Origin of the sequence: Caenibius tardaugens NBRC 16725, assembly GCF_003860345.1 — a bacterium.
Lineage (GTDB): Bacteria > Pseudomonadota > Alphaproteobacteria > Sphingomonadales > Sphingomonadaceae > Caenibius > Caenibius tardaugens.
On sequence record NZ_CP034179.1, the window covers coordinates 2,708,646 to 2,728,812 of the forward strand.

Sequence of the window (20,167 nt, forward strand, 5' to 3'; positions counted from 1 at the left end):
GCAGTCTGGGCAGCTCAGTGCTGCCGTTTGACCTGGGCCGCGAGCAGATTGATCTCGGCCATGGAGTCGATGAATTCATCCAGTGCTTCGGTGACGATCTGCTGTGCGCTGCTGTTGCGCACGGTGCAGGCCAGCCGCAGTTTCAGATGACGTTCCGCATCAAGCCGCAAGGTGAAGGCCGCACGGCGGCCGTCGTTCAGGGCAGAACGGCGGCTGCGTGCCTTGCCGCGCCGGGGCTGCTTGATCTGAAGGACGGCTTCGGACGCAGTCTCGTTCTTGTCCGTCTCTTCTGCCCAGGATGGCAGCTCTTCGTGTTCCGGATCCGCTTCGTAGGACGCATCCATGCGGACGGCGATTTCTTCCTGCTGGAGAACCACCTGCGGCTTGGCCGGCGCTTCTTCCCGTGCGGATTCCAGCGCCGACGGATCGTCGCCAATCATGCCGACAGCACCGCGATGGGCATGCTGCGCCAGTTGCGCAGCGGCCAGTTCGTCTTCCGCGCGGGCTTCCGCGGCGGTTTCCGGATTGATCGGCGCCGGTGTGAGCTGCAGCGTTTCGGTATGGGCTTGCACGGCATGGTCGCCCATGTCGTTCCAGCCGAGATCCTCCAGGCGGTTGGGATCGTCCGCGTCGTCCACACCCAGCGGCATATACGGCTGGATGTGCTGCGAGCGCATCGCCGGCCGTGCGCCGCCCTTCCGGGCGAGTAGGCTGCTGTTCAGGGAAGCGAGTGGCTTGGGTTCGCTCATGGCCCCCGTCCCTCCGTTCACGATTGTGCGATACGGCGGCCGAAACCACCGTTCGGGCGATGAACACCGGGCATCATCGAGACGCTGTTCGGTGCGGCGAAGACAGTGCGTCGGAAATTTTTCTCGAGACGGTCGGCCACGTAAGTCCACAGCGCCTCCACTTCCTGGGCGGAGCGGCTCTGCGGATCGACTTCCATGACTGTGCGCCCGTCGATCATCGATGCGGCATAATCGGTGCGATGATGCAGCGTGACCGGGGCGACCGTGCCGTGTTGCGACAGGGCGACGGCGGCTTCCGACGTGATCCGGGCCTTGGGTGTTGCGGCGTTCACTACGAAGATCAGCGGCTTGCCCGCGCGTTCGCAGAGATCGACAGTGGCCCCGACAGCGCGCAGATCGTGCGGGCTGGGGCGGGTGGGCACCACGATCAGTTCGGCCACGGAAATAACCGACTGGATCGCCATGGTAATCGCTGGCGGCGTATCGATAACCGCCAGCTTGAAACCCTGCTGGCGCAAAGTGACAAGATCGGCGGCAAGCCGTGCGACCGTGGTCTGGGCGAAAGCCGGATATTCGGCTTCGCGTTCGTTCCACCAATCGGCAAGCGAACCTTGCGGATCGATATCGATCAAGACGACCGGACCGGCCCCGGCGCGCTGCGCCTGAACCGCCAGATGGCCGGACAGGGTTGTTTTACCCGATCCCCCTTTTTGCGAAGCCAATGCCAATACGCGCAAGGCCAACCCCCTATGCTTCCCCGTCCGAAGACCACAATGCTCCGGCAATCGTCATTTGGTTCGCAGATCGACCCTAATTTTAGGTTAATTTTGCGTGAGGCATGTTGCGGGGCCCGGGATTTCCGCGGGGAAAATCGCCGCCATGGTCCGCTTGGAAAGACTTTGCTAACGCCTTGTTCACTATAGAGGTTTGGTAAAGATCGGATTTGAACAGGTCACGCAACCCATGGTTATCACGCAAAGAGTTACCCGATTCGCGCTGCTTGCCGCGCTGCTGGCAGGCACACCCGCGCTTGCCGATGTGCGCGACGGGGTCGAGGCGTGGAGCCGGGGCGACTATGCCAAGGCCGTGGCCCAATGGGAAAAAGAAGCCGCGCGCGGCAACGCCGATGCGCAGTACAATCTGGGCCAGGCTTACCGGCTGGGGCGCGGCGTCGGGCAGGATATGGCCAAGGCGCAGCAGCTCTATGCCACTGCCGCCGCAGCCGGGCATCCGCTGGCAGCCGACAATTACGGGCTGCTGCTGTTTCAGCAGGGTCAGCGGACCCAGGCCATGCCCTATATCAGCGCGGCTGCCGATCGCGGCGATCCGCGCGCGCAGTATCTGCTGGGAATCGCGCATTTCAACGGCGACCTGATGGCGAAGGACTGGGTCCGCGCCTATGCGCTGGTGACGCTTGCCAATGGGCAGAATCTCCCGCAGGCAACCCACGCGATTGCGGAAATGGATCGTTTCATCCCGCTGGAACAGCGGCAGGAAGGGGCGGCGCTGGCAGTCAGCATGCAGACGCAGGCCGACGCCTTGCGCGCGCAACAGTTGGCCAGCGTCGATCTCCAGTCGGCGGGCACGGGCAAACCTGTGCCTGCGGCTGCACCGGATCGGCCGGTGCAAAGCGCGGCCGTGGTCGTTACCCCGCCCGTTCCGACGCCCACCCCCGCCGCCACCGCTGTGGCCGCAGCCGCGCAGGTCAGCGGGACGGAAAGCCCCGCTGTGGCAGGGGCAGACTATGCCCGGCCGCAAGTCGCCGTGGCCGCGCCCGTTGCTGTCGAACCACCACAGGTTGTGACGCCGCCCGCGCCCGCCGCGAACCCCGCGTTGGTGCAGCCGGCGCCAAAACCGGCCGTCAAAACAGCGGCGCCGAAACCTGCCGCCCAGAAACCGGCCACGTTGTCCGCCGATGGGCCATGGCGGCTGCAGCTTGGCGCCTTCGCCGTATCGGGTAATGCCGACCAGCTCTGGAAGAAAATCGGCGGCAGGGGCGTGCTGGCGGGCAAGAAGAAGTATCTGCTGCCCTCGGGCAATCTTACGCGGCTGCTGGCCGGTGGCTATGCCACCCGTGGCGATGCCGATACCGCCTGCGCCGCATTGAAGCGGAGTGGGCAGACCTGCCTCGTCACGCGTTGACGGGGCACCGCCGCCACCGCATCACCGCAGCCTGATGGCGAATCGTGCGGGGATGCCTTGGCGGAAACGGAACAGACAGGCGATGAACGGGCTGGCAATGAACAGGCCAGCGACGAACAGGCCAGCGACGAACGGGCCAGCGACGAACAGACGGGAGCGGGTTCACAACGTCTCGTAACGCTGGATTTCATGCGGGGTGTCGCTGTGCTCGGCATCCTTTACGCCAATATCGTGGCCTTCGGGCAGCCGATGATCGCCTCGGTCTGGCCCTATGCGCTGACTGTGCCGATGGACAGCACCGACCGGCTGGTCTGGCTGGTGCAGTTCCTGCTGATCGACGGCAAGATGCGCGGCCTGTTCGCCCTGCTGTTCGGGGCCAGCATGCTGCTGTTCGTCGATGCAAAGGGGCCGGAGCTGCAGACCCGGCGCCTGCTGTGGCTGGCGGCCTTCGGACTGGCACATTATTTCTTTCTGTTCCGGGGCGATATCCTGTTTTCCTATGCGGTCTGCGGGCTGGTCGTGCTCATGGTGGGGGCGCATCGCATTGCGGCGGCCCCGGCGATCTGGACAGGATGCGGGCTCTATCTGCTGGGCGGAGCCTTCGCGATCTGGCCCTATATCGCCCTGTTGCCGGAAGAAGGGGCGGCGCTGGCGGCCTGCGCCGATGTGGCGCGATGCATTGCCTCACGGGCGGCGGACGACAATTACTGGGCCGTTCTCGGGGCGGAAATGGCCAATGCGGCCCATGAAACGCAGATCATGCGCGGATCGTGGCCCGGCATCGTCGCCAATAATCTTATCGAGCATGCCTCTGGCCCGGCGTGGGGCGCGTTCATGGCCCTGCTGGAAAGCTTTCCGACCATGTTGATCGGCATCGGCCTTTACCGTGCGGGACTGTTCAGCGCGGCCACCGGGCATCGCCTGCTGGGCTGGGGCGTGGCGGGCGTGGTGTTGGGCCTGATACTGACCTGGCCGCTGGCACTATGGCTCATGCGGGCGGACGATCCGCTCTATCTCACATTCGTTGTCGTTCTCGGCCCGGCGCAGGCTGCCCGTTTGCCGATGGTGCTGGGCATGGCGGCGGTGCTGGTCTGGCTTGCCCCGCGAGTGGCGGGCGGTTGGCTGGGCCAGTGTTTCGTGGCGGCAGGGCGCATGGCGTTCAGCAATTACATCGGCACGTCGCTGGTCATGGCTGTGCTGTTTCAGGGCTGGGGCCTTGGTCTCTACGGCGTTCTGGGGCGCACCGAACTGATGGTGCCGGTGCTGGCCGGATGTGTGGTGATGCTGGTCTGGTCGCGCCCCTGGCTGAACCGATTCGCCTTTGGTCCGCTGGAATGGGCATGGCGCTGCCTGACGTATGGCCGCATATTCCCTTTGCGACGAATGGATGAAAATCGCCCTTGTTAATGCAACCTATTCGCATTAGATTGCAGGAGTAGCGAGTCACGGGAGTAGTGCCTTGTATATCTGCATTTGCAATGCGATCCGGGAGTGTGAATTGCGCACCGCAGCGCGCCGTTGTCCGGGCAATGCGCAGAGCGTTTACGCATCCATGGGCAAAGTGCCCGACTGTTGCTGTTGCATCGACGACGCAGAAGCAATTCTGGAAGACGAACGGGAATTCGCCACCTGCCCGGCATAGGGGCGGTGATTCTGACAAACATTCGCAAAGCCTAGGAAATCCTAGGTTTTTGGGCTGCCAGTCTTGTCATTGCAGCGGTTGCAGCGCATAATGCGCGGCGAACATTCCGCTACAATACGAGGCAAAAATGAAGGGCGACCCCAAGGTCATCGAGTTCCTGAACAAGGCTCTGACCAACGAGCTCACCGCGATCAATCAGTACTGGCTGCATTACCGCACGCTGAAACACTGGGGTGTGAACAAGCTCGCCGAATACGAACGGCACGAATCGATCGATGAAATGAAGCATGCCGATGCGCTGGCGGAACGCGTGCTGTTTCTCGATGGCCTGCCCAACTTCCAGGCGATCAACCGGTTGAAAGTGGGCGAAACGGTTGAGGAAATCCTCAAGGCCGATCTCGCGCTCGAAATGGAGGCGCTGCCCTTGCTGCGCGATGCCATTGCCTATTGCGAAACCGTGCGCGACTATATCAGCCGCGAAATCTTCGAACGCATTCTGGAAAGCGAGGAAGAACACGTCGATTTCCTCGAAACCCAGTTCGACATGATCGAACGCATGGGCCTGCAAAACTACGTCCAACTGCACAGCGAACCCGCCGGCGAATAACCGGCGCGTGGCCTTGTGGCTGTGGGGAAGGGGGCTTTCGGGCCCCCTTTTTCGTTCCGGTGTCGCTGTCGCTGTCGGGCTGCTGCCGCTAGCGGGTTTCCACCGTCACATGCGCGAGTTCATGGATCGCCCGCAACCGTGATCGCACGGTTTCGGCGCTGGCGGCCCCCGATACGCTGACAATCGCGGCATGCGCGCCGGGGCCCACACGCCAGATGTGCAGATCGGTGATATGGGCGTCACCCGGCCCTTCCACTTCGTTGCGGACTTCGTCTTCCAGATGCGTGTCCGCCATGTCGAGCAGCACGGCCGCCGTATCGCGCAGCAGCGACCACGCCCAGACGGTGATGACGACGGCGCCGACAATGCCCATCAGCGGGTCGAGCCAGACCCAGCCCATATAACGCCCGCCCAGCAGCGCCGCGATCGCCAGGACCGATGTCAGCGCATCGGCCATGACGTGGAGATAGGCCGAACGCAGGTTGTTGTCGTGATGGTGGTGTCCGCCGCCCTCTGCATGAGCATGAGCATGATCGTGGTGGTGCCCATGATCGTGATGGCTGTGGCCATGATGCCCATGATCATGATGGTGCCCACCGCCCAACAGGAAGGCGCTGATCACGTTCACGATCAGGCCCAGAATGGCGACAATGGTCGCCTCGCCAAAGGCGACGGGGCGCGGATCGAGCAGCCGGGCGACCGATTCCACCCCGATGCCCAGCGCGATTAGCGCCAGCGCGAAAGCGGAAGCGAACCCCGCCAGATCGCCCACTTTGCCGGTGCCGAAGGTAAATCGCGGGTTGCGCACGTGGCGCCGCGCGTAAACATAGGCCAGCGCGGCCACGCCCAGCGCCCCGGCATGGGTCGCCATGTGAAAGCCATCGGCCAGCAGGGCCATCGAATTGAACAGCGAGCCGGCGATGATTTCGCCCACCATCATCACGCTGGTCAGCACGACCACCCACAAGGTGCGGCGGGCGTTCTCGTCATGCCGGTCGCCCAGAAACATGTGATCGTGGCTCAGCGCCGCAATATCGCTGTCGAGAGTCATTGCCCGCCTTTCACTTGGCATAACGGCGAATGGCCGCGATCAGTTCTTCCGCCCCGGCCGTACGCTCCGCCGCGTCCAGATCGGGATGCGCCACATGTTCGCGCACATGATCCTCGATCAGTTCATCCATCAGCCCGTTGATCGCGCCGCGCGCGCCAGCCACCTGATGCAGCACGGCGGAACACCCCGCATCGCCCGCAATCGCCTTCTCGATCGCCGCCATTTGCCCGGCAATTCGCCGCACGCGAGCGAGCAACTGTTCCTTGTTCGATGTGACATGTCCCATAGGGTACCCCCCTATACCATATGAGGGCGCGGGAAAAGAGGGCGATAGATAGCGGGGCAGTCCGTTGGTGCGTTCCGGAAGCCTTACGGGTGACTAAGGCGATGGACTTCTGTGAGAGAGGATGTCGCGCCTGTTTTCAGCCATAGCGGCTGCAATGCGGCCCGATCCGGATCGGCACGAAACGCGTCCAGAGCCCCGGCGTCGGGAAATTCCAGCAGATGCAGTTCGCGCCCATTGTCCGTCGAACGCACACGCTCGCGCACCTTTCCGCCATATTTGGCCAGCAAGCCGAGCACCTGATTCTCATAGAGCTCAAACAGGGCCATGTCCGCTGAAGCAAGATCGAACTGAGCGAGAATGAGCACCGGCTTTTTCCTTGTCGTCCGGATTATCCGGGAGTGGTTGGATGATGGTACAGCCTGGGGCGTTTGACTGCCATCCCGCCCCGCCAAAAGAAAAGCCCGGGGCGCGTGCTGCGACCCGGGCTTTTTCATGCCTTGTGGGGGAGCCCTGCTGCCGTCAGGCGGCGGCTTCCTTCTTGGTGCCGAGCACCTGAACCGGCTGCTTGCGGCCTTCGACGACTTCCTTGTCGACCACGATTTCGCTGACCCCTTCGAGCGAGGGCAGGTCGAACATGGTATCCAGCAGAATGCCTTCAACGATGGAACGCAGGCCACGGGCCCCCGTCTTGCGGGCAATGGCCTTCTGCGCGATCGTTTCGAGCGCGTCGTCGGTGAAAGTCAGTTCCACGTCTTCCAGCTCGAACAGCTTCTGATACTGCTTGATCAGCGCGTTCTTCGGTTCCCTGAGGATCTGCACCAGCGCTTCGACATCGAGATCGTTCAAGGTGGCGATCACCGGTAGGCGGCCGACGAATTCGGGGATCAGGCCGAATTTCAGCAGATCTTCCGGTTCGCACTTTTCCAGCAGTTCGCCCACGCGGCGCTTGTCCGGATCGGCGACATGCGCGCCGAAGCCAATCGAACGCTTTTGCAGGCGGTCGGCAATAACCTTTTCCAGTCCGGCGAAGGCGCCGCCGCAGATGAACAGGATATTGGTCGTGTCGACCTGCAGGAATTCCTGCTGCGGATGCTTGCGCCCACCCTGCGGCGGGACGGAGGCGGTGGTGCCTTCCATCAGCTTGAGCAGGGCCTGCTGCACGCCTTCACCCGACACGTCGCGCGTGATCGACGGATTTTCCGCCTTGCGCGTGATCTTGTCGATTTCGTCGATGTAGACGATGCCGTGCTGCGCCTTGTCGACGTTGTAGTCGCTCGACTGCAGCAGCTTGAGAATGATATTCTCCACGTCTTCACCGACATAGCCGGCTTCCGTCAGCGTGGTGGCATCGGCCATGGTGAAGGGCACATCGAACGTGCGGGCCAGCGTCTGCGCCAGCAGCGTCTTGCCCGAACCGGTCGGCCCGACCAGCAGGATGTTCGATTTCGCCAGTTCGACATCGCCCGCCTTGCCGCTGTGCTTCAACCGCTTGTAGTGGTTGTGCACGGCCACGGCGAGCACGCGCTTCGCACGGTCCTGCCCGATCACGTAATCGTTCAGCGTGTGGAAGATTTCGTGCGGGGTAGGGACGTCGCCGTCCTTCTTCCCGGCGAGGCCAGCCTTGGTTTCCTCGCGGATGATGTCATTGCACAGTTCGACGCATTCATCGCAGATGAACACGGTGGGTCCGGCGATCAGCTTGCGCACTTCGTGCTGCGACTTCCCGCAGAAGCTGCAGTACAGGGTGCTCTTGCTGTCCGATCCGCTCAGTTTCGTCATATTTCAATCCTACCCCCGCAAGTGGCGGGGATTCGCCAGTGACAGTCTAGTCACACGGCAGTCATAATCAATCCGCACCCATACAACGCCGAAACAGGCCCGAAAACCCCTTCTGGACCGGCAAAAACCCGTGAGTTTCCGCCGGTTTCCAGAAAGGTCGGGCCTGCTACGTTCACTCGGGCGCGCCGCCCGAACCCTCGTCAGCCGGGGTTTCGTCCGTATCAGGGCGGCTTTCGAAGACCTTGTCCACAATACCGAACTTCAAAGCTTCATCGGCTTCGAGGAAGGTATCGCGATCCAGCGCCCGTTCGATGTCGGTCAGGCTCTGCCCGGTATATTTGACATAGAGGTCGTTCATCCGTTGCCGGATGCGCAGGATTTCGCGCGCCTGTATTTCGATGTCCGAAGCCATGCCGCGTGCCCCGCCCGAAGGCTGGTGGACCATGATCCGGGCGTTCGGCAGGGCAATGCGCATGCCCGGTTCGCCCGCTGCCAGCAGGAAGCTACCCATCGATGCGGCCTGCCCGATGCAGACTGTCGAAACGCGCGGCTTGATGTACTGCATCGTGTCATGGATCGCCATGCCGGCCGTCACCACCCCGCCGGGCGAGTTGATGTACATGCTGATCGGCTTGGACGGATTTTCCGATTCCAGGAACAGCAGCTGGGCGACGATCAGCGATGCCATATTGTCTTCCACCTGACCGGTCACGAACACGATGCGTTCGCGCAGCAGGCGGCTGAAAATATCGAAGCTGCGTTCACCCCGGCTGGTCTGTTCGACCACGACGGGGACCAGCGCGCCGGTGAAAGGATCGCGGGTGAACTGGCCCTGGGTTGCGTAGGCATCACCGGTATTGCCGAACAGGTCGATCATGGAAGTCCTCTTTTGTTGCCGCGCCTATGTCGCGCTGCACGCGGCGATGTTCAAGGGGGTTAACCCTTTTCCCGGCGCACAGCATCCCCCGGAGCGCGGAAAACCGGCCCCGGGGGATGCCCTCGCTGTGCGGTTTTTCGCCGCTACCTCCATGCCGTGGTGCCCATCCTGTTATCCCCGGCGCTATCCCAGCCCCTATCCCAGCCCCTATCCCCGCATCGCGGCGAGTGCGGCCATGCGCAGGGCAATTTCCCGTTCGCCCATGACCACGTGATCCGCGCCGCGGTGTGCAAGGTCTTCCACCTGATCGTCGGAATGCGCGCGCGCGATGATCCGCAGCGCCGGGTTGATCGCCCGCGCACGCACGGTGATAACCCCCGCTTCGATCCCTTCGGGGGTCGCGAGCAACAGGGTCGATGCCGTGTCGATCCGCGCCAGTTCGAGCACGCTGGCCGAGGTGGCATCGCCGACGATGACCGAAATCCCCGCCTGTTCGGCCAGCGCCGCCATATCGCGCTGATCCTCGATCACAGTCAGCTTTTCCCCGCGTTCGCGCACGCGGGTGGCGATCAGCTGGCCGACCCGGCCATAGCCGATCAGTACCGTGCGGGTGGGCGGTGTGGGCGGCGGTGCGGCTTCCGCGGTGCTGGATACGCGCCCCGGTTTGACGGCCAGCGAAAACAGCAGCGGGTTGAGCAGGATCGAGATAATCGCGCCCGCCAGAATCAGATCGCGCGCTTCCCCGGTCAACACGCCCAGCGATACGCCCAGCGCGGCCAGGATAAACGAAAACTCCCCGATCTGCGCGAGACTGACGGACACGGTCAGCGCGGTCTGCGTCGGGTGCCCGAACAGGCGCACGATGGCGAAGGCGGCAGCCGATTTGCCGATCAGAATGATCGCCACGGTGCCCAGTAGCGGCAGGGGCTGTTCGAGAATCACCTTGGGATCGAACAGCATGCCCACCGAAACGAAGAACAGCACCGCGAAGGCATCGCGCAAAGGCAGCGTTTCTTCCGCCGCGCGCCGGCTGAGCTGCGTTTCACCCAGAATCATGCCGGCGAAGAACGCCCCGAGCGCGAAAGATACGTCGAACACCACCGCCGCGCCGAACGCCACGCCCAGCGCAATCGCCAGCACCGCCAGCCGGAACAGTTCGCGCGATCCGGTATGCGCGGTCCAGTGCAGCAGCGAGGGAATGATCCGTTTGCCGACAAGCAGCATTGCCGCGAAGAAGCCGATGACTTTGACCACCACCACGGCGATCGATTTGAGCAGATCGCCGGTACCCGTACCGTCGGGGCTGTTCTGGATCGTGACGATGACTGGCAGGAGGACCAGCGTCAGCACCATGGCGAGATCTTCGACGATCAGCCAGCCCACGGCGATCCGCCCACGTTCGGTTTGCAGGATATCGCGCGCTTGCAGGGCGCGCAGCAACACCACTGTGCTGGCGACCGATAGCGCGAGGCCGAACACCACACTGCCTAGCACCTCCCAGCCCATCGACAGACCCAGCCCCGTGCCCAGCAGTGTGGCGACGCCGATCTGCGCAATGGCGCCGGGCACGGCGATCCCGCGCACGGACAGCAGGTCTTTCAGCGAGAAATGGAGGCCGACCCCGAACATCAGCAGGATCACGCCGATTTCCGCCAGTTCCATGGCGAGCTTGGTATCGGCGACGATGCCGGGGGTGAAAGGGCCGACAAGAACCCCCGCCAGCAGATAGCCGGCAATGGGGGGAATGCGCAGTTTGTGAGCCAATGCACCGGCAGCAAAGGCAAACACGAGGCCTGCGACGATCGTGCCAATAAGGGGCGTGTGATGCGGCATCGGCTTACTGCGCCCGGCGTGCGACATTCATGGCGCCGCACTCCCTTTGGCAGGAGGGCAGGGCTGGCCGGGCGGGCCGGGTGGCGCAAGCGCAGCCTGCCGCACCGGGCAAACTGCGTATTCTGGTTCGTGGTCTATCATCCGTTCTGCCTTAATCGCGGGGAACCGCACCCGCACAGGTGTGCGGGTGGTCACGATCAGGCAGCGGGCGGCGCCCTTGCCGCGCGCGATGACGGCGCGATGGTCCAGTTCGGCGGACCGGTCTGAGCGATGGTGCGGAGGCGTGGCGCGGCGATCGCCGCAGAGAGCAGGTGCGGCACTGCCGCCGTCGCGACAAACAGGGCCGGGAGGGCGGGGGTCAGGCCAGCGGTGCGTCGCGCGGTGTCCGCCGGGCGCGCGCGCAGGACCGATACGTCCATGGTGGACGAACTGAAGGCGGAACCGCTGGTCCGCTCCAGCGGCGCGGAGAGCGGCATGGCGGCGTGGAACGCGACAAGCAGCAGCAGCAGGAACGAGACCACATGCCATAAGGCGGGTCCAGATGTGCGGCTGCGGGTCATGAACGAAAACTAACGCACGGCTGGCGAATCGCCAACGCCTTTTGCTGTGACTGCGAAGGAAATCGTGCCGTGGTGCATCATAGTGTCCACCGGGCCCGGTGCTGTGCGGGTGGAATTGGGGCAGGGGTGGAAAACGGCCTGTCTGAAACCGACTGGTCTGAAACGCATGGGCCTGAAACGCATGGACCTGAAACGAACCGGCCCGCCCCCCATGAAGGGAGCGGGCCGGGTCTTTAACGGTTTCGGGCCATTTCCGGCGCGGTAAACCCGCGCCGAAGCGCCCGACCAGGCCTTATCAGCCTACGCCTTCTTTGCGGCAGGCTTCTTGGCCGGAGCCTTCTTGGCGGCGGGCTTGGCTTCTGCGTCTGCAGCCGCTTCCTTCTTGGCCGGTGCCTTCTTGGCGGCAGGCTTGGCTTCTGCTTCTGCAGCCGCTTCCTTCTTGGCCGGAGCCTTCTTGGCGGCGGGCTTGGCTTCTGCGTCTGCAGCCGCTTCCTTCTTGGCCGGTGCCTTCTTGGCGGCGGGCTTGGCTTCCGCTTCTGCAGCCGCTTCCTTCTTGGCCGGTGCCTTCTTGGCGGGGGCCTTCTTGGCGGCAGGCTTGGTTTCGGTGGTGTCGTCCGCTTCGATCGCGGCTTCCAGTTCTTCGCGGGTCACTTCGCGTTCGGTGACTTCGGCCTTGTCGAACAGGAAGTCGACAACCTTGTCTTCGAACAGCGGCGCGCGCAGCTGGGCAGCGGCCATCGGGTCGTTACGCACGAATTCGACGAAACGCTGACGATCTTCAGGGCGGTACTGCTGGGCAGCCTGCATCAGGACCATCTGCATTTCCTGATCGGACACGGTCACGCCGTTGGACTGGCCGATTTCCGAAAGCAGCAGGCCGAGGCGCACGCGGCGTTCGGCGATCGCACGGTAATCTTCCTTCTCGTCCTCAATTTCCTTGAGGGCGGCGGCGGGATCTTCTTCCTTGGCGGCTTCCTGCTGAAGCTGGGCCCAGATCTGTTCGAATTCGGCGGCAACCATCGAAGGCGGCACGGCGAAATCGTGATCGCCAGCCAGCTTGTCGAGCAGCTGACGCTTCATCTGGGTGCGGGTCAGGCCATTGGTCTGCTGTTCCAGCTGACCGCGCAGCAGGCCCTTGAGCTGTTCCAGCCCTTCGAGGCCGAGCGCCTTGGCGAAGTCATCGTCCACCGTGGTTTCACCGGCGACTTTGACCTGCTTCACCGTGATGTCGAAAGTGGCGTCCTTGCCGGCCAGATGTTCGGCCGGATAGTCAGCGGGGAACGTTACCGTGATGGTCTTTTCTTCGCCCGTCTTCACGCCGCCCAGCTGTTCTTCGAAGCCGGGGATGAAACGGCCAGCGCCGATTTCCAGCGGCTGGTCTTCGGCGGAACCGCCGTCGAACGCCACGCCGTCAACCTTGCCGACGAAATCGATGATCAGCTGGTCGCCGTCCTGCGCCTTGCGGGTCTTGGGGGCGTCCTTGAAGCTCTTCTGGTTCTTGGCCAGATCGGCAACCGCTTCGTCGACTTGCGCATCGGTGACCGGAACCACCAGACGATCGAGCTTGAGGCCATCGACCGACGGCACTTCGATTGCGGGCAGAACTTCCAGTTCCACGGTCAGTTCGGCGTCCTTGCCTTCCTCGTAATCGTCATTGAGGCGGACATCGGGGCGAATCGCCGGGCGCAGCGCCTTCTCGCGCAGCAGCGAATCGACCGATTCCTGCACGGCGGCGTTCAACGCTTCCGAATGGAGCGCGGGGCCATGCATCTTCTTGACGAGATTGGCCGGGACTTTGCCGGGGCGGAAGCCGGGCATGCGGACCTGCGGAGCGATTTTTTCGACTTCGCTTTCGATCCGGTCGGAAATAGCCTTGGCCGTGATTTTCACGCTGTAGCCGCGCTTCAGGCCTTCATTGGTGGTTTCGACGATTTGCATTTCGATTCGTGCCTTCTCAAATCCTCAAATAACGTCGGGCTCGTGCCTCGATCGGACTGGTGCGGGCGAAGGGACTCGAACCCCCACATCTTACGATACTGGTACCTAAAACCAGCGCGTCTACCAGTTCCGCCACGCCCGCGGCCGACGATATTCCCGGTACGGCACTACACCGACCGGGGGGAAAGGCTGCGCCCTTATCGGGGGATCAGCAAAAGGGCAAGCACAACAGGCTATGTCGGGCAAACTGCATGCCCTGTTGCACGCCGCTGCCCCGCACATTATGGGCGCCTGATGAGCGATAGCGAACAGAACTCCGCCACTCCCGCCACCGGCAGCGATGTGCCGCCCGATCGTCTGGCAATCAGCCCCGGCAGCGAATATTTCGACGCCGACAAGCTGCGCCGCGGCGTGGGTATCCGCTTCAAGGGCGCAGTGCGCACCAATGTCGAGGAATACTGCATTTCCGAAAGCTGGGTGAAAGTGCAGGCCGGCAAGACCATGGACCGCAAGGGGCAGCCGCTGCTGCTCAAGCTTAATGGCCCGGTCGAGGCATGGTACGAAGATCTCGGCGAAAATCCGCCGGTCGCCAAGGCAGACTGAACGGCCGGATCGGCTGCAAGCCCGGGGAAAGCGTCGCGTCGCTAGCGACGCGCCCCGGCGATAATCGCGCCAATCGGATCGGTCCGCCGCTGCGCTGCCGTCAGTTTCGGCGGGGTCTGCGCGGATGCCGTTTTGGCTAAGGTTTTCGCGGGTTGCGCGCGTTTCGCGGCATCCTGTGCCCCATCATCTTTGGCCCCATCGCGATAGATAAAGCCGTTCACCGGCCACGCCGTGCCGCCCAGCGCCTGAATCGGCGCATACCAAACGCGCACCGCGCTCCAGTCGTTGGCGGACGAGACGTCCACCGCGCGCACATTATCCTCGATCTGCCCACGACGCCCGTCAATCGGTGACCAGTTCGCATGGCGCAGCAGCACCGTGCGCGAATCGATCACCCGACTGACCGCCGCGACATGGCCCAAGCGCATGTTCCCGTGCGGTTCGAACGCCATGACCGCCCCCACACGCGGCCTGTTGCCCCGTGGATAGCGCCCTTTCGCCTGATCCCACCAGGTATGGGCATCGCCATAGATGCTGATGCCGGAAACCTGCCGGGCATAGGGCACGCATTCGAGGTAGGGCGGGGCGAGGTGCGTAGCGGCGAGGTAAGACGGGGCGAGGTTAGCCGGGGCAAAACCGGCCGTGCCCTGCGCCGTGGCGGGCACGGACAGGGTGCTGGCAAGACATGCAAGACAGGCGAGAACCGGGATTTTCATGCCGCCCCGTCTGCCTGAACGTAGTAAATGCACCCTTGCGCATTATGGTTAACAGCGCGGTAAGAACCTGCCGCCCCTTGCCAAAAGCCGCGCAAACCTTCAGTGCCCGGGCATGTCGCGCCCCCAGGTGATCATTATCGGCCGTCCCAATGTCGGCAAATCGACCCTGTTCAACCGTCTGGTTGGCAAGAAACTGGCGCTGGTCGACGACCAGCCCGGCGTTACGCGCGATCGCCGTTTTGGCGAAGCGACCCTGCTGGGGCTGGAATTCACCATTGTCGATACCGCCGGGTGGGAGGATGAAGATCCCGATACCCTGCCGGGGCGGATGCGCGCGCAGACGGAAGTCTCGTTGCAGGGCGCTGATGTCGCGCTGTTCGTCATCGATGCGCGTGTCGGGCTGACCCCGCTGGACGAGGAAATCGCCCGCTGGCTGCGTGGGCAGGATGTGCCGGTGGTGGTGGTGGCCAACAAGGCCGAAGGCCGCGCCGGGGAAGCGGGCATGATGGAAGCCTATGCCCTGGGCATGGGCGATCCGGTCGCGCTGTCCGCCGAACATGGCGAAGGCATGGGCGATCTGTTCGAAGCCCTGCTGCCGCATCTTGAAGACGATGCGGACGACGACGAATTCGCACCGTTCGAGGATGAAACTGCGGGCAGCGAAGACGAGGCGGAGGAGGATGCGCCTCCTGGGCCGCTCAAGCTCGCCATCGTCGGGCGCCCCAATGCGGGCAAATCCACCTTGATCAACCGCCTGCTGGGCGAAGATCGCCTGCTGACCGGGCCGGAGGCGGGAATCACCCGCGATTCGATCGCGGTCGACTGGCAGTGGACCAACCCGAAGACGGACGAAGTGCGCGATGTGCGCCTGATCGACACCGCCGGGATGCGCAAGAAGGCGCGCGTGGTCGAAAAGCTGGAAAAGCTTTCGGTGGCCGATGCCCGCCGCGCGGTCGATTTCGCCGAAGTGGTCGTGCTGCTGCTCGACGCGACCAAGGGGCTGGAACATCAGGATCTCAAGATCGCCGATCTCGTGCTGCAGGAAGGGCGCGCGCTGATCATCGCGATCAACAAGTGGGACGTGGCCGAAGAACCATCGGCGCTGTACAATGGCATTCGCGCCGCGCTGGAAGACGGGCTGGCGCAAGTGCGCGGATTGCCGGTGTTTTCGGTTTCGGCGCGCACCGGCAAGGGGCTGGACGCCATGCTGGAAGCGGCCTTTGCCCTGCGCGAGGTGTGGAGCCGCCGTGTGCCCACCGCCGGGCTCAACCGCTGGTTCGACGATGCGCTGGAAGCCAACCCGCCCCCGGCGCCGGGCGGCAAACGGATCAAGCTGCGCTATATCACGCAGATCAAGACCCGCCCGCCGACATTCGTGATCTTCGGGTCGCGGCTGGACGATCTGCCCGAAAGCTATCGCCGCTATCTGGTCAACGGCATCCGCCGCGAACTGGGCTTCGGTTCGGTGCCGGTGCGGCTGACTCTGCGCAGTTCGAAGAACCCCTACGCCCCGAAATAAGCCCGGCTGAATAGGTCTGGCCGAAAAAGGGCTGGCCGCCATAGCGTTCCGCGTCTGCTGCGCGGAACGGCACTGGCCGTTGCCCATTGTGCATCAGGGCACCTGCGATGAATCTGATCCCGTGACCGGTGCGGGTAAATCCCGGCTTGCCCCGGTGCCCGCTGGCCCCCCTCAGATCGCCCCGTCAACGCCCAGCGTGCAATCGGCTTCGCCTACCTCGATCTGGATCGTGGTGTGGCCGATGCGGAAGCGGTGTTCCAGTTCCTGCGCCAGCCCCAGCAGGAAGGTATCGCCGGGATGGCCGCCAGGCATGACGAGATGCGCGGTCAGCGCGGTTTCGGTGGTGCTCATCGGCCAGATATGCAGATCGTGCACCGCGTTCACGCCGGGCAGGGCGGCCAGATGGGCGCGCACCTGCGCATCGTCGATCCCGGCAGGCACGGCCAGCAGGCCCATTTTCACACTGTCTTTCAGCAGGCCCCAGGTGCCCCAGCCGATCACTGCCACGATGACAAGGCTGGTGACCGGATCGATCCAGACCTTCCCTGTCAGCAGGATCAGCGCGCCCGCTGCGACCACGCCCACCGATACCAGGGCATCGGCGGCCATATGCAGGAATGCGCCGCGAATGTTGATGTCGTGCTTGCGCCCGCTCATGAACAGCATGGCGGTACCGCCGTTGATCAGGACGCCGATGGCGGCGACCACGATCATGGTCATCCCTTCGACCGGGGCGGGGTCGAACAGCCGGTGCACGGTTTCGAACAGGATCGCGCCGATCGCGATCAGCAGCAGCGCGGCATTGGTCAGCGCCGCCAGTATCGAACTGGATTTGAAGCCATAGGTGTAGCGGGCGGTGGCGGGCCGCGCGGTCATCACACTGGCGCCCCAGGCGATCAGCAGGCTGAGCACGTCCGACAGGTTGTGCCCGGCATCGGCGACCAGCGCCATCGAGCCGGAGAGGTAACCATAGGTCGCCTCGATAAGGACGAATGCGGTGTTGAGCACCACGCCGATAGCAAACGCGCGCCCATAACTGGCCGGAGCATGGCTGTGGCCCCCGTGGCTATGGCCGCCATGGCTGTGCCCCCCATGATCATGCGCCCCATGATCATGCTCATCGTGGCTATGCGTGTGTCCTGCACCCATGGCCTAATCGTAAACGCAACTGTCCAGCCCGTCACGCCCGACAGAGGCGATCCTTGCGGATATCGTATTGCCGTAACGCCGGGTGAACCCATCGGGCGTCACCACCGCGCGTTTCTTGGGCAGGGGTAGGGCCGCAGCCATGCGGGCGGCTTCGCTGCGGCTCATCTTCGCGGCGGAATGCTTGAAGTAACGCTGCGATCCGGCCTCTACGCCGTAAGTTCCGATCCCGGTTTCGGCGACGTTGAGATAGACCTCCATGATCCGCCGCTTGCCCCAGATGTTCTCGATCAGCACGGTGAACCACGCTTCCAGACCCTTGCGGAAATAGCCGCCGCCCTGCCACAGGAAGACGTTTTTCGCGGTCTGCTGGCTGATCGTCGATCCGCCCCGGATGCGCCCGCCCTTGGCGTTGCGCTGGATCGCCTTTTCGATGGCTTCCTGATCGAACCCGTTGTGGCTGCAGAACTTACCGTCCTCTGCGGCAATCGCGGCGGCCACCATCGTGCGATCGATCTGGTTCAGCGATTCCCAGTCTTTCTCGATCCCGTTCGGGTCCAGCAGCATGGTCGCCGTGACCGGCACCGGCACCCATTTGAACAGCACGACCAGCCCCACGCTGATGACGAGGAACCACAGGATGAACTTGGCGACGAAACGGAGAAGGCGACTGGCCATGACCCGGCTTTAGCGGCGAACGCGGCGCGTGGGAATTCACGAAATGCGGCAATGCAACCGGTGCCTGCTTCGCGCGTTGATGGGGGGTATAGCGATTGCCGGGGGTGCCATGGTTGCCAGTGTCAGGTTCGCGTTTGTGGTGCTGGGCTGTTGTGCCTTTGCCGGTCTCGCCCATGCGGGGGAGCCACGCGATCTGTGCCCCGATCGACCCGGTCTCGGCACACCGGCCTGCACGGTGGAACCGGGCGCGGTGGTCGGGGAACTGGGGCTGGGCGACTGGACCCGCGAAAACGACAGCGTGCAACGCAGCGACACGATCCTTGTGGGCGATGCACTGGTGCGGATCGGCCTGACCGAAAGCCTCGAAGGGCAGATCGGCTGGACCGCCTATGGCCACGTCCGCACGCGCGACAAGGCGACCGGCGCAGTCCGCAAGACCGGGCGGACAGGCGATGTCACGCTGGCGCTGCGGCAAAACTTGCGCCACCCCGATGGTTCGGGCTTTTCGGTGGCGGTCATGCCCTATGCCACCTTACCCGTGGGCAAGGCGCCGATCGGCGCGGGCGATTGGGGTGCCGGGGTGCTGGTGCCGCTGAGTGTGGAGCTGTCGGATACGGTGTCCCTCGCGCTGACACCCGGCGTGGAAGCCGCGGTCGACAGCGATGGCGACGGCCGCCACTTGCGCTATGGCAGTGTGGCCGGGGTGGGCCTTGCGCTGGGTGAGCGGCTGTCGCTCTCCACCGAAGTGGCGCTGCACCGCGATGGCGATCCGGCGGGCCACACGACCGAGGCCTTGTTCGGCCTTTCCGCCGCATGGAAGGCCAATGCCATGACGCAGTTCGATGTGGGGCTGAATTGCGGCCTGAATGGCAACAGCCCGGACAGTCAGTTCTATCTGGGGATCGCGCGCCGGTTCTGAACGCCGCAAAGGGAAAGCATCCCCCAAAAGGCGCCCATGAAAAGGGATGGCACGAAAAAGGCTGGCACCCTTGCGGATGCCAGCCTTCCGTTGCGTTATGCGCGACCGGTCAGGCCGGGGCGAGCAGCTTGTCGCCAGCGATGCGGAACATCGCCTTCTGCAGCTTCTCGAAGGCGCGCACCTCGATCTGGCGGATGCGTTCGCGGGACACGTCGTAGACCTGGCTCAGTTCCTCGAGCGTCTTCGGGTTTTCCGTCAGACGGCGTTCGGTCAGGATGTGCCGTTCGCGATCGTTGAGGCTGTCCATCGCTTCGTTCAGCATCTCGTGATGCAGTTCGGCTTCCTCGGCATCGGCCACGGTTTCGTCCTGCAACGGACGGTCGTCCGCCAGCCAGTCCTGCCATTGGCCCGAACCTTCTTCGCCCTGACGCATGGATACGTTGAGCGAGGAGTCCCCGCCCATCAGCATCCGCCGGTTCATGTTGATCACTTCCTGCTCGGGCACGCCGAGATGGGTCGCGATCTTGGCCACGTCGTCCGGATGCAGATCGGTATCGTCGTAGGCGTCGAGGTTCTTCTTCATCCGGCGCAGGTTGAAGAACAGCTTCTTCTGCGCGGCAGTGGTGCCCATTTTGACAAGCGACCAACTGCGCAGGATGAATTCCTGCATCGAAGCCTTGATCCACCACATGGCATACGTGGCGAGACGGAAGCCCCGATCGGGTTCGAATTTCTTGACGCCCTGCATCAGGCCGACGTTCCCTTCGGAAATCAGGTCGGACACAGGCAGGCCATAGCCGCGATAGCCCATGGCGATCTTCGCCACGAGCCGCAGGTGGCTGGTTACCAGTTGCGCGGCGGCTTCCGGATCTTCGTGTTCCTGATAGCGCTTGGCGAGCATATATTCCTGCTCAGCCGTTAGCACCGGGAACTTCTTGATCTCGGCGAGATAGCGGTTGAGGCTCTGCTCCCCGCTCAACGCCGGGACAGATGCCGTCCTGCGGATGTTGGTTTTCTTCTCGGTCAAAGTCCCTTTACCTTTCACAGTGTCGACCGCGTTTTGCGAGACCCCTGCTGGGCGTCCTGCCGGGCACGGCCACTTGCCCAATTTTCACTATAGCC

Annotated in this window: 20 protein-coding genes and 1 tRNA gene; 6 read left to right on the forward strand and 15 right to left on the reverse strand. The window is 63.6% G+C overall.

Features of this window, described 5'->3' with window-relative positions:
• Positions 1-14 precede the first annotated feature (14 nt).
• Positions 15-749: a hypothetical protein gene (locus EGO55_RS12680; protein ID WP_021690273.1), complete on the reverse strand. Its 735-nt coding sequence runs from the start codon at positions 747-749 to the stop codon at positions 15-17.
• Positions 750-766: 17 nt separating this feature from the next.
• On the reverse strand, positions 767-1,486 hold the full coding sequence (locus EGO55_RS12685; protein ID WP_021690274.1) for a ParA family protein: 720 nt from the start codon (positions 1,484-1,486) through the stop codon (positions 767-769).
• 226 nt (positions 1,487-1,712) lie between these two features.
• On the opposite strand from EGO55_RS12685, the gene EGO55_RS12690 reads away from it, so the two are divergent.
• From EGO55_RS12690 to bfr, 3 genes are all read left to right on the forward strand, one after another.
• On the forward strand, positions 1,713-2,891 hold the full coding sequence (locus tag EGO55_RS12690) for an SPOR domain-containing protein (protein WP_040715917.1): 1,179 nt from the start codon (positions 1,713-1,715) through the stop codon (positions 2,889-2,891).
• A gap of 57 nt (positions 2,892-2,948) precedes the next feature.
• On the forward strand, positions 2,949-4,298 hold the full coding sequence (locus tag EGO55_RS12695) for a DUF418 domain-containing protein (RefSeq protein ID WP_021690276.1): 1,350 nt from the start codon (positions 2,949-2,951) through the stop codon (positions 4,296-4,298).
• Positions 4,299-4,660: 362 nt separating this feature from the next.
• The gene (bfr, locus tag EGO55_RS12705; protein ID WP_021690277.1) at positions 4,661-5,140 is read left to right on the forward strand and encodes a bacterioferritin; all 480 of its coding nucleotides are present in this window, start codon (positions 4,661-4,663) and stop codon (positions 5,138-5,140) included.
• 88 nt (positions 5,141-5,228) lie between these two features.
• Here bfr and dmeF read toward each other — a convergent pair whose 3' ends face one another.
• The 9 genes from dmeF to EGO55_RS12750 all read right to left on the reverse strand — a co-directional run bounded on the left by dmeF (position 5,229) and on the right by EGO55_RS12750 (position 13,606).
• The gene (dmeF, locus tag EGO55_RS12710; RefSeq protein WP_021690278.1) at positions 5,229-6,191 is read right to left on the reverse strand and encodes a CDF family Co(II)/Ni(II) efflux transporter DmeF; all 963 of its coding nucleotides are present in this window, start codon (positions 6,189-6,191) and stop codon (positions 5,229-5,231) included.
• Positions 6,192-6,201: 10 nt separating this feature from the next.
• The gene (locus tag EGO55_RS12715) at positions 6,202-6,477 is read right to left on the reverse strand and encodes a metal/formaldehyde-sensitive transcriptional repressor (RefSeq protein WP_021690279.1); all 276 of its coding nucleotides are present in this window, start codon (positions 6,475-6,477) and stop codon (positions 6,202-6,204) included.
• Positions 6,478-6,560: 83 nt separating this feature from the next.
• Entirely contained in the window at positions 6,561-6,842 is a 282-nt protein-coding gene (locus EGO55_RS12720) for a DUF1330 domain-containing protein (protein WP_021690280.1), read from the reverse strand.
• A 154-nt stretch (positions 6,843-6,996) separates the two neighbouring features.
• Positions 6,997-8,256 (reverse strand): ATP-dependent Clp protease ATP-binding subunit ClpX, encoded by a 1,260-nt coding sequence (clpX, locus tag EGO55_RS12725; protein ID WP_021690281.1) that lies wholly within the window; start codon positions 8,254-8,256, stop codon positions 6,997-6,999.
• Positions 8,257-8,428: 172 nt separating this feature from the next.
• Positions 8,429-9,133 (reverse strand): ATP-dependent Clp protease proteolytic subunit, encoded by a 705-nt coding sequence (locus EGO55_RS12730; protein WP_021690282.1) that lies wholly within the window; start codon positions 9,131-9,133, stop codon positions 8,429-8,431.
• Positions 9,134-9,340: 207 nt separating this feature from the next.
• Positions 9,341-10,966 carry a cation:proton antiporter domain-containing protein gene (locus EGO55_RS12735; RefSeq protein ID WP_040715926.1) on the reverse strand — a complete coding sequence of 542 codons (1,626 nt, stop codon included), beginning with the start codon at positions 10,964-10,966 and terminating at the stop codon, positions 9,341-9,343.
• A 197-nt stretch (positions 10,967-11,163) separates the two neighbouring features.
• The gene (locus EGO55_RS12740) at positions 11,164-11,526 is read right to left on the reverse strand and encodes a hypothetical protein (protein ID WP_021690284.1); all 363 of its coding nucleotides are present in this window, start codon (positions 11,524-11,526) and stop codon (positions 11,164-11,166) included.
• A 300-nt stretch (positions 11,527-11,826) separates the two neighbouring features.
• Entirely contained in the window at positions 11,827-13,464 is a 1,638-nt protein-coding gene (gene tig, locus EGO55_RS12745) for a trigger factor (protein WP_021690286.1), read from the reverse strand.
• A 57-nt stretch (positions 13,465-13,521) separates the two neighbouring features.
• Positions 13,522-13,606, reverse strand: a tRNA-Leu gene (locus tag EGO55_RS12750).
• 152 nt (positions 13,607-13,758) lie between these two features.
• Here EGO55_RS12750 and EGO55_RS12755 point away from each other — a divergent pair.
• Positions 13,759-14,067, forward strand: a complete 309-nt coding sequence (locus EGO55_RS12755) for a DUF3297 family protein (protein WP_021690287.1) — start codon at positions 13,759-13,761, stop codon at positions 14,065-14,067.
• A 41-nt stretch (positions 14,068-14,108) separates the two neighbouring features.
• Here EGO55_RS12755 and EGO55_RS12760 read toward each other — a convergent pair whose 3' ends face one another.
• Positions 14,109-14,783 (reverse strand): CHAP domain-containing protein, encoded by a 675-nt coding sequence (locus EGO55_RS12760; protein ID WP_021690288.1) that lies wholly within the window; start codon positions 14,781-14,783, stop codon positions 14,109-14,111.
• A 112-nt stretch (positions 14,784-14,895) separates the two neighbouring features.
• Between EGO55_RS12760 and der the strand changes: the two genes are divergently transcribed.
• The gene (gene der, locus EGO55_RS12765) at positions 14,896-16,302 is read left to right on the forward strand and encodes a ribosome biogenesis GTPase Der (protein ID WP_021690289.1); all 1,407 of its coding nucleotides are present in this window, start codon (positions 14,896-14,898) and stop codon (positions 16,300-16,302) included.
• 171 nt (positions 16,303-16,473) lie between these two features.
• On the opposite strand, the gene EGO55_RS12770 is transcribed toward der, so the two are convergent.
• On the reverse strand, positions 16,474-17,451 hold the full coding sequence (locus tag EGO55_RS12770) for a cation diffusion facilitator family transporter (RefSeq protein WP_021690290.1): 978 nt from the start codon (positions 17,449-17,451) through the stop codon (positions 16,474-16,476).
• A gap of 3 nt (positions 17,452-17,454) precedes the next feature.
• Entirely contained in the window at positions 17,455-18,126 is a 672-nt protein-coding gene (gene mtgA, locus EGO55_RS12775) for a monofunctional biosynthetic peptidoglycan transglycosylase (RefSeq protein ID WP_021690291.1), read from the reverse strand.
• Positions 18,127-18,154: 28 nt separating this feature from the next.
• On the opposite strand from mtgA, the gene EGO55_RS12780 reads away from it, so the two are divergent.
• On the forward strand, positions 18,155-19,045 hold the full coding sequence (locus EGO55_RS12780; RefSeq protein WP_210766527.1) for a transporter: 891 nt from the start codon (positions 18,155-18,157) through the stop codon (positions 19,043-19,045).
• Positions 19,046-19,154: 109 nt separating this feature from the next.
• On the opposite strand, the gene rpoH is transcribed toward EGO55_RS12780, so the two are convergent.
• A complete protein-coding gene (rpoH, locus tag EGO55_RS12785; protein ID WP_021690293.1) occupies positions 19,155-20,072 on the reverse strand; it encodes an RNA polymerase sigma factor RpoH in 918 nt (305 codons plus the stop codon).
• Positions 20,073-20,167 lie beyond the last annotated feature (95 nt).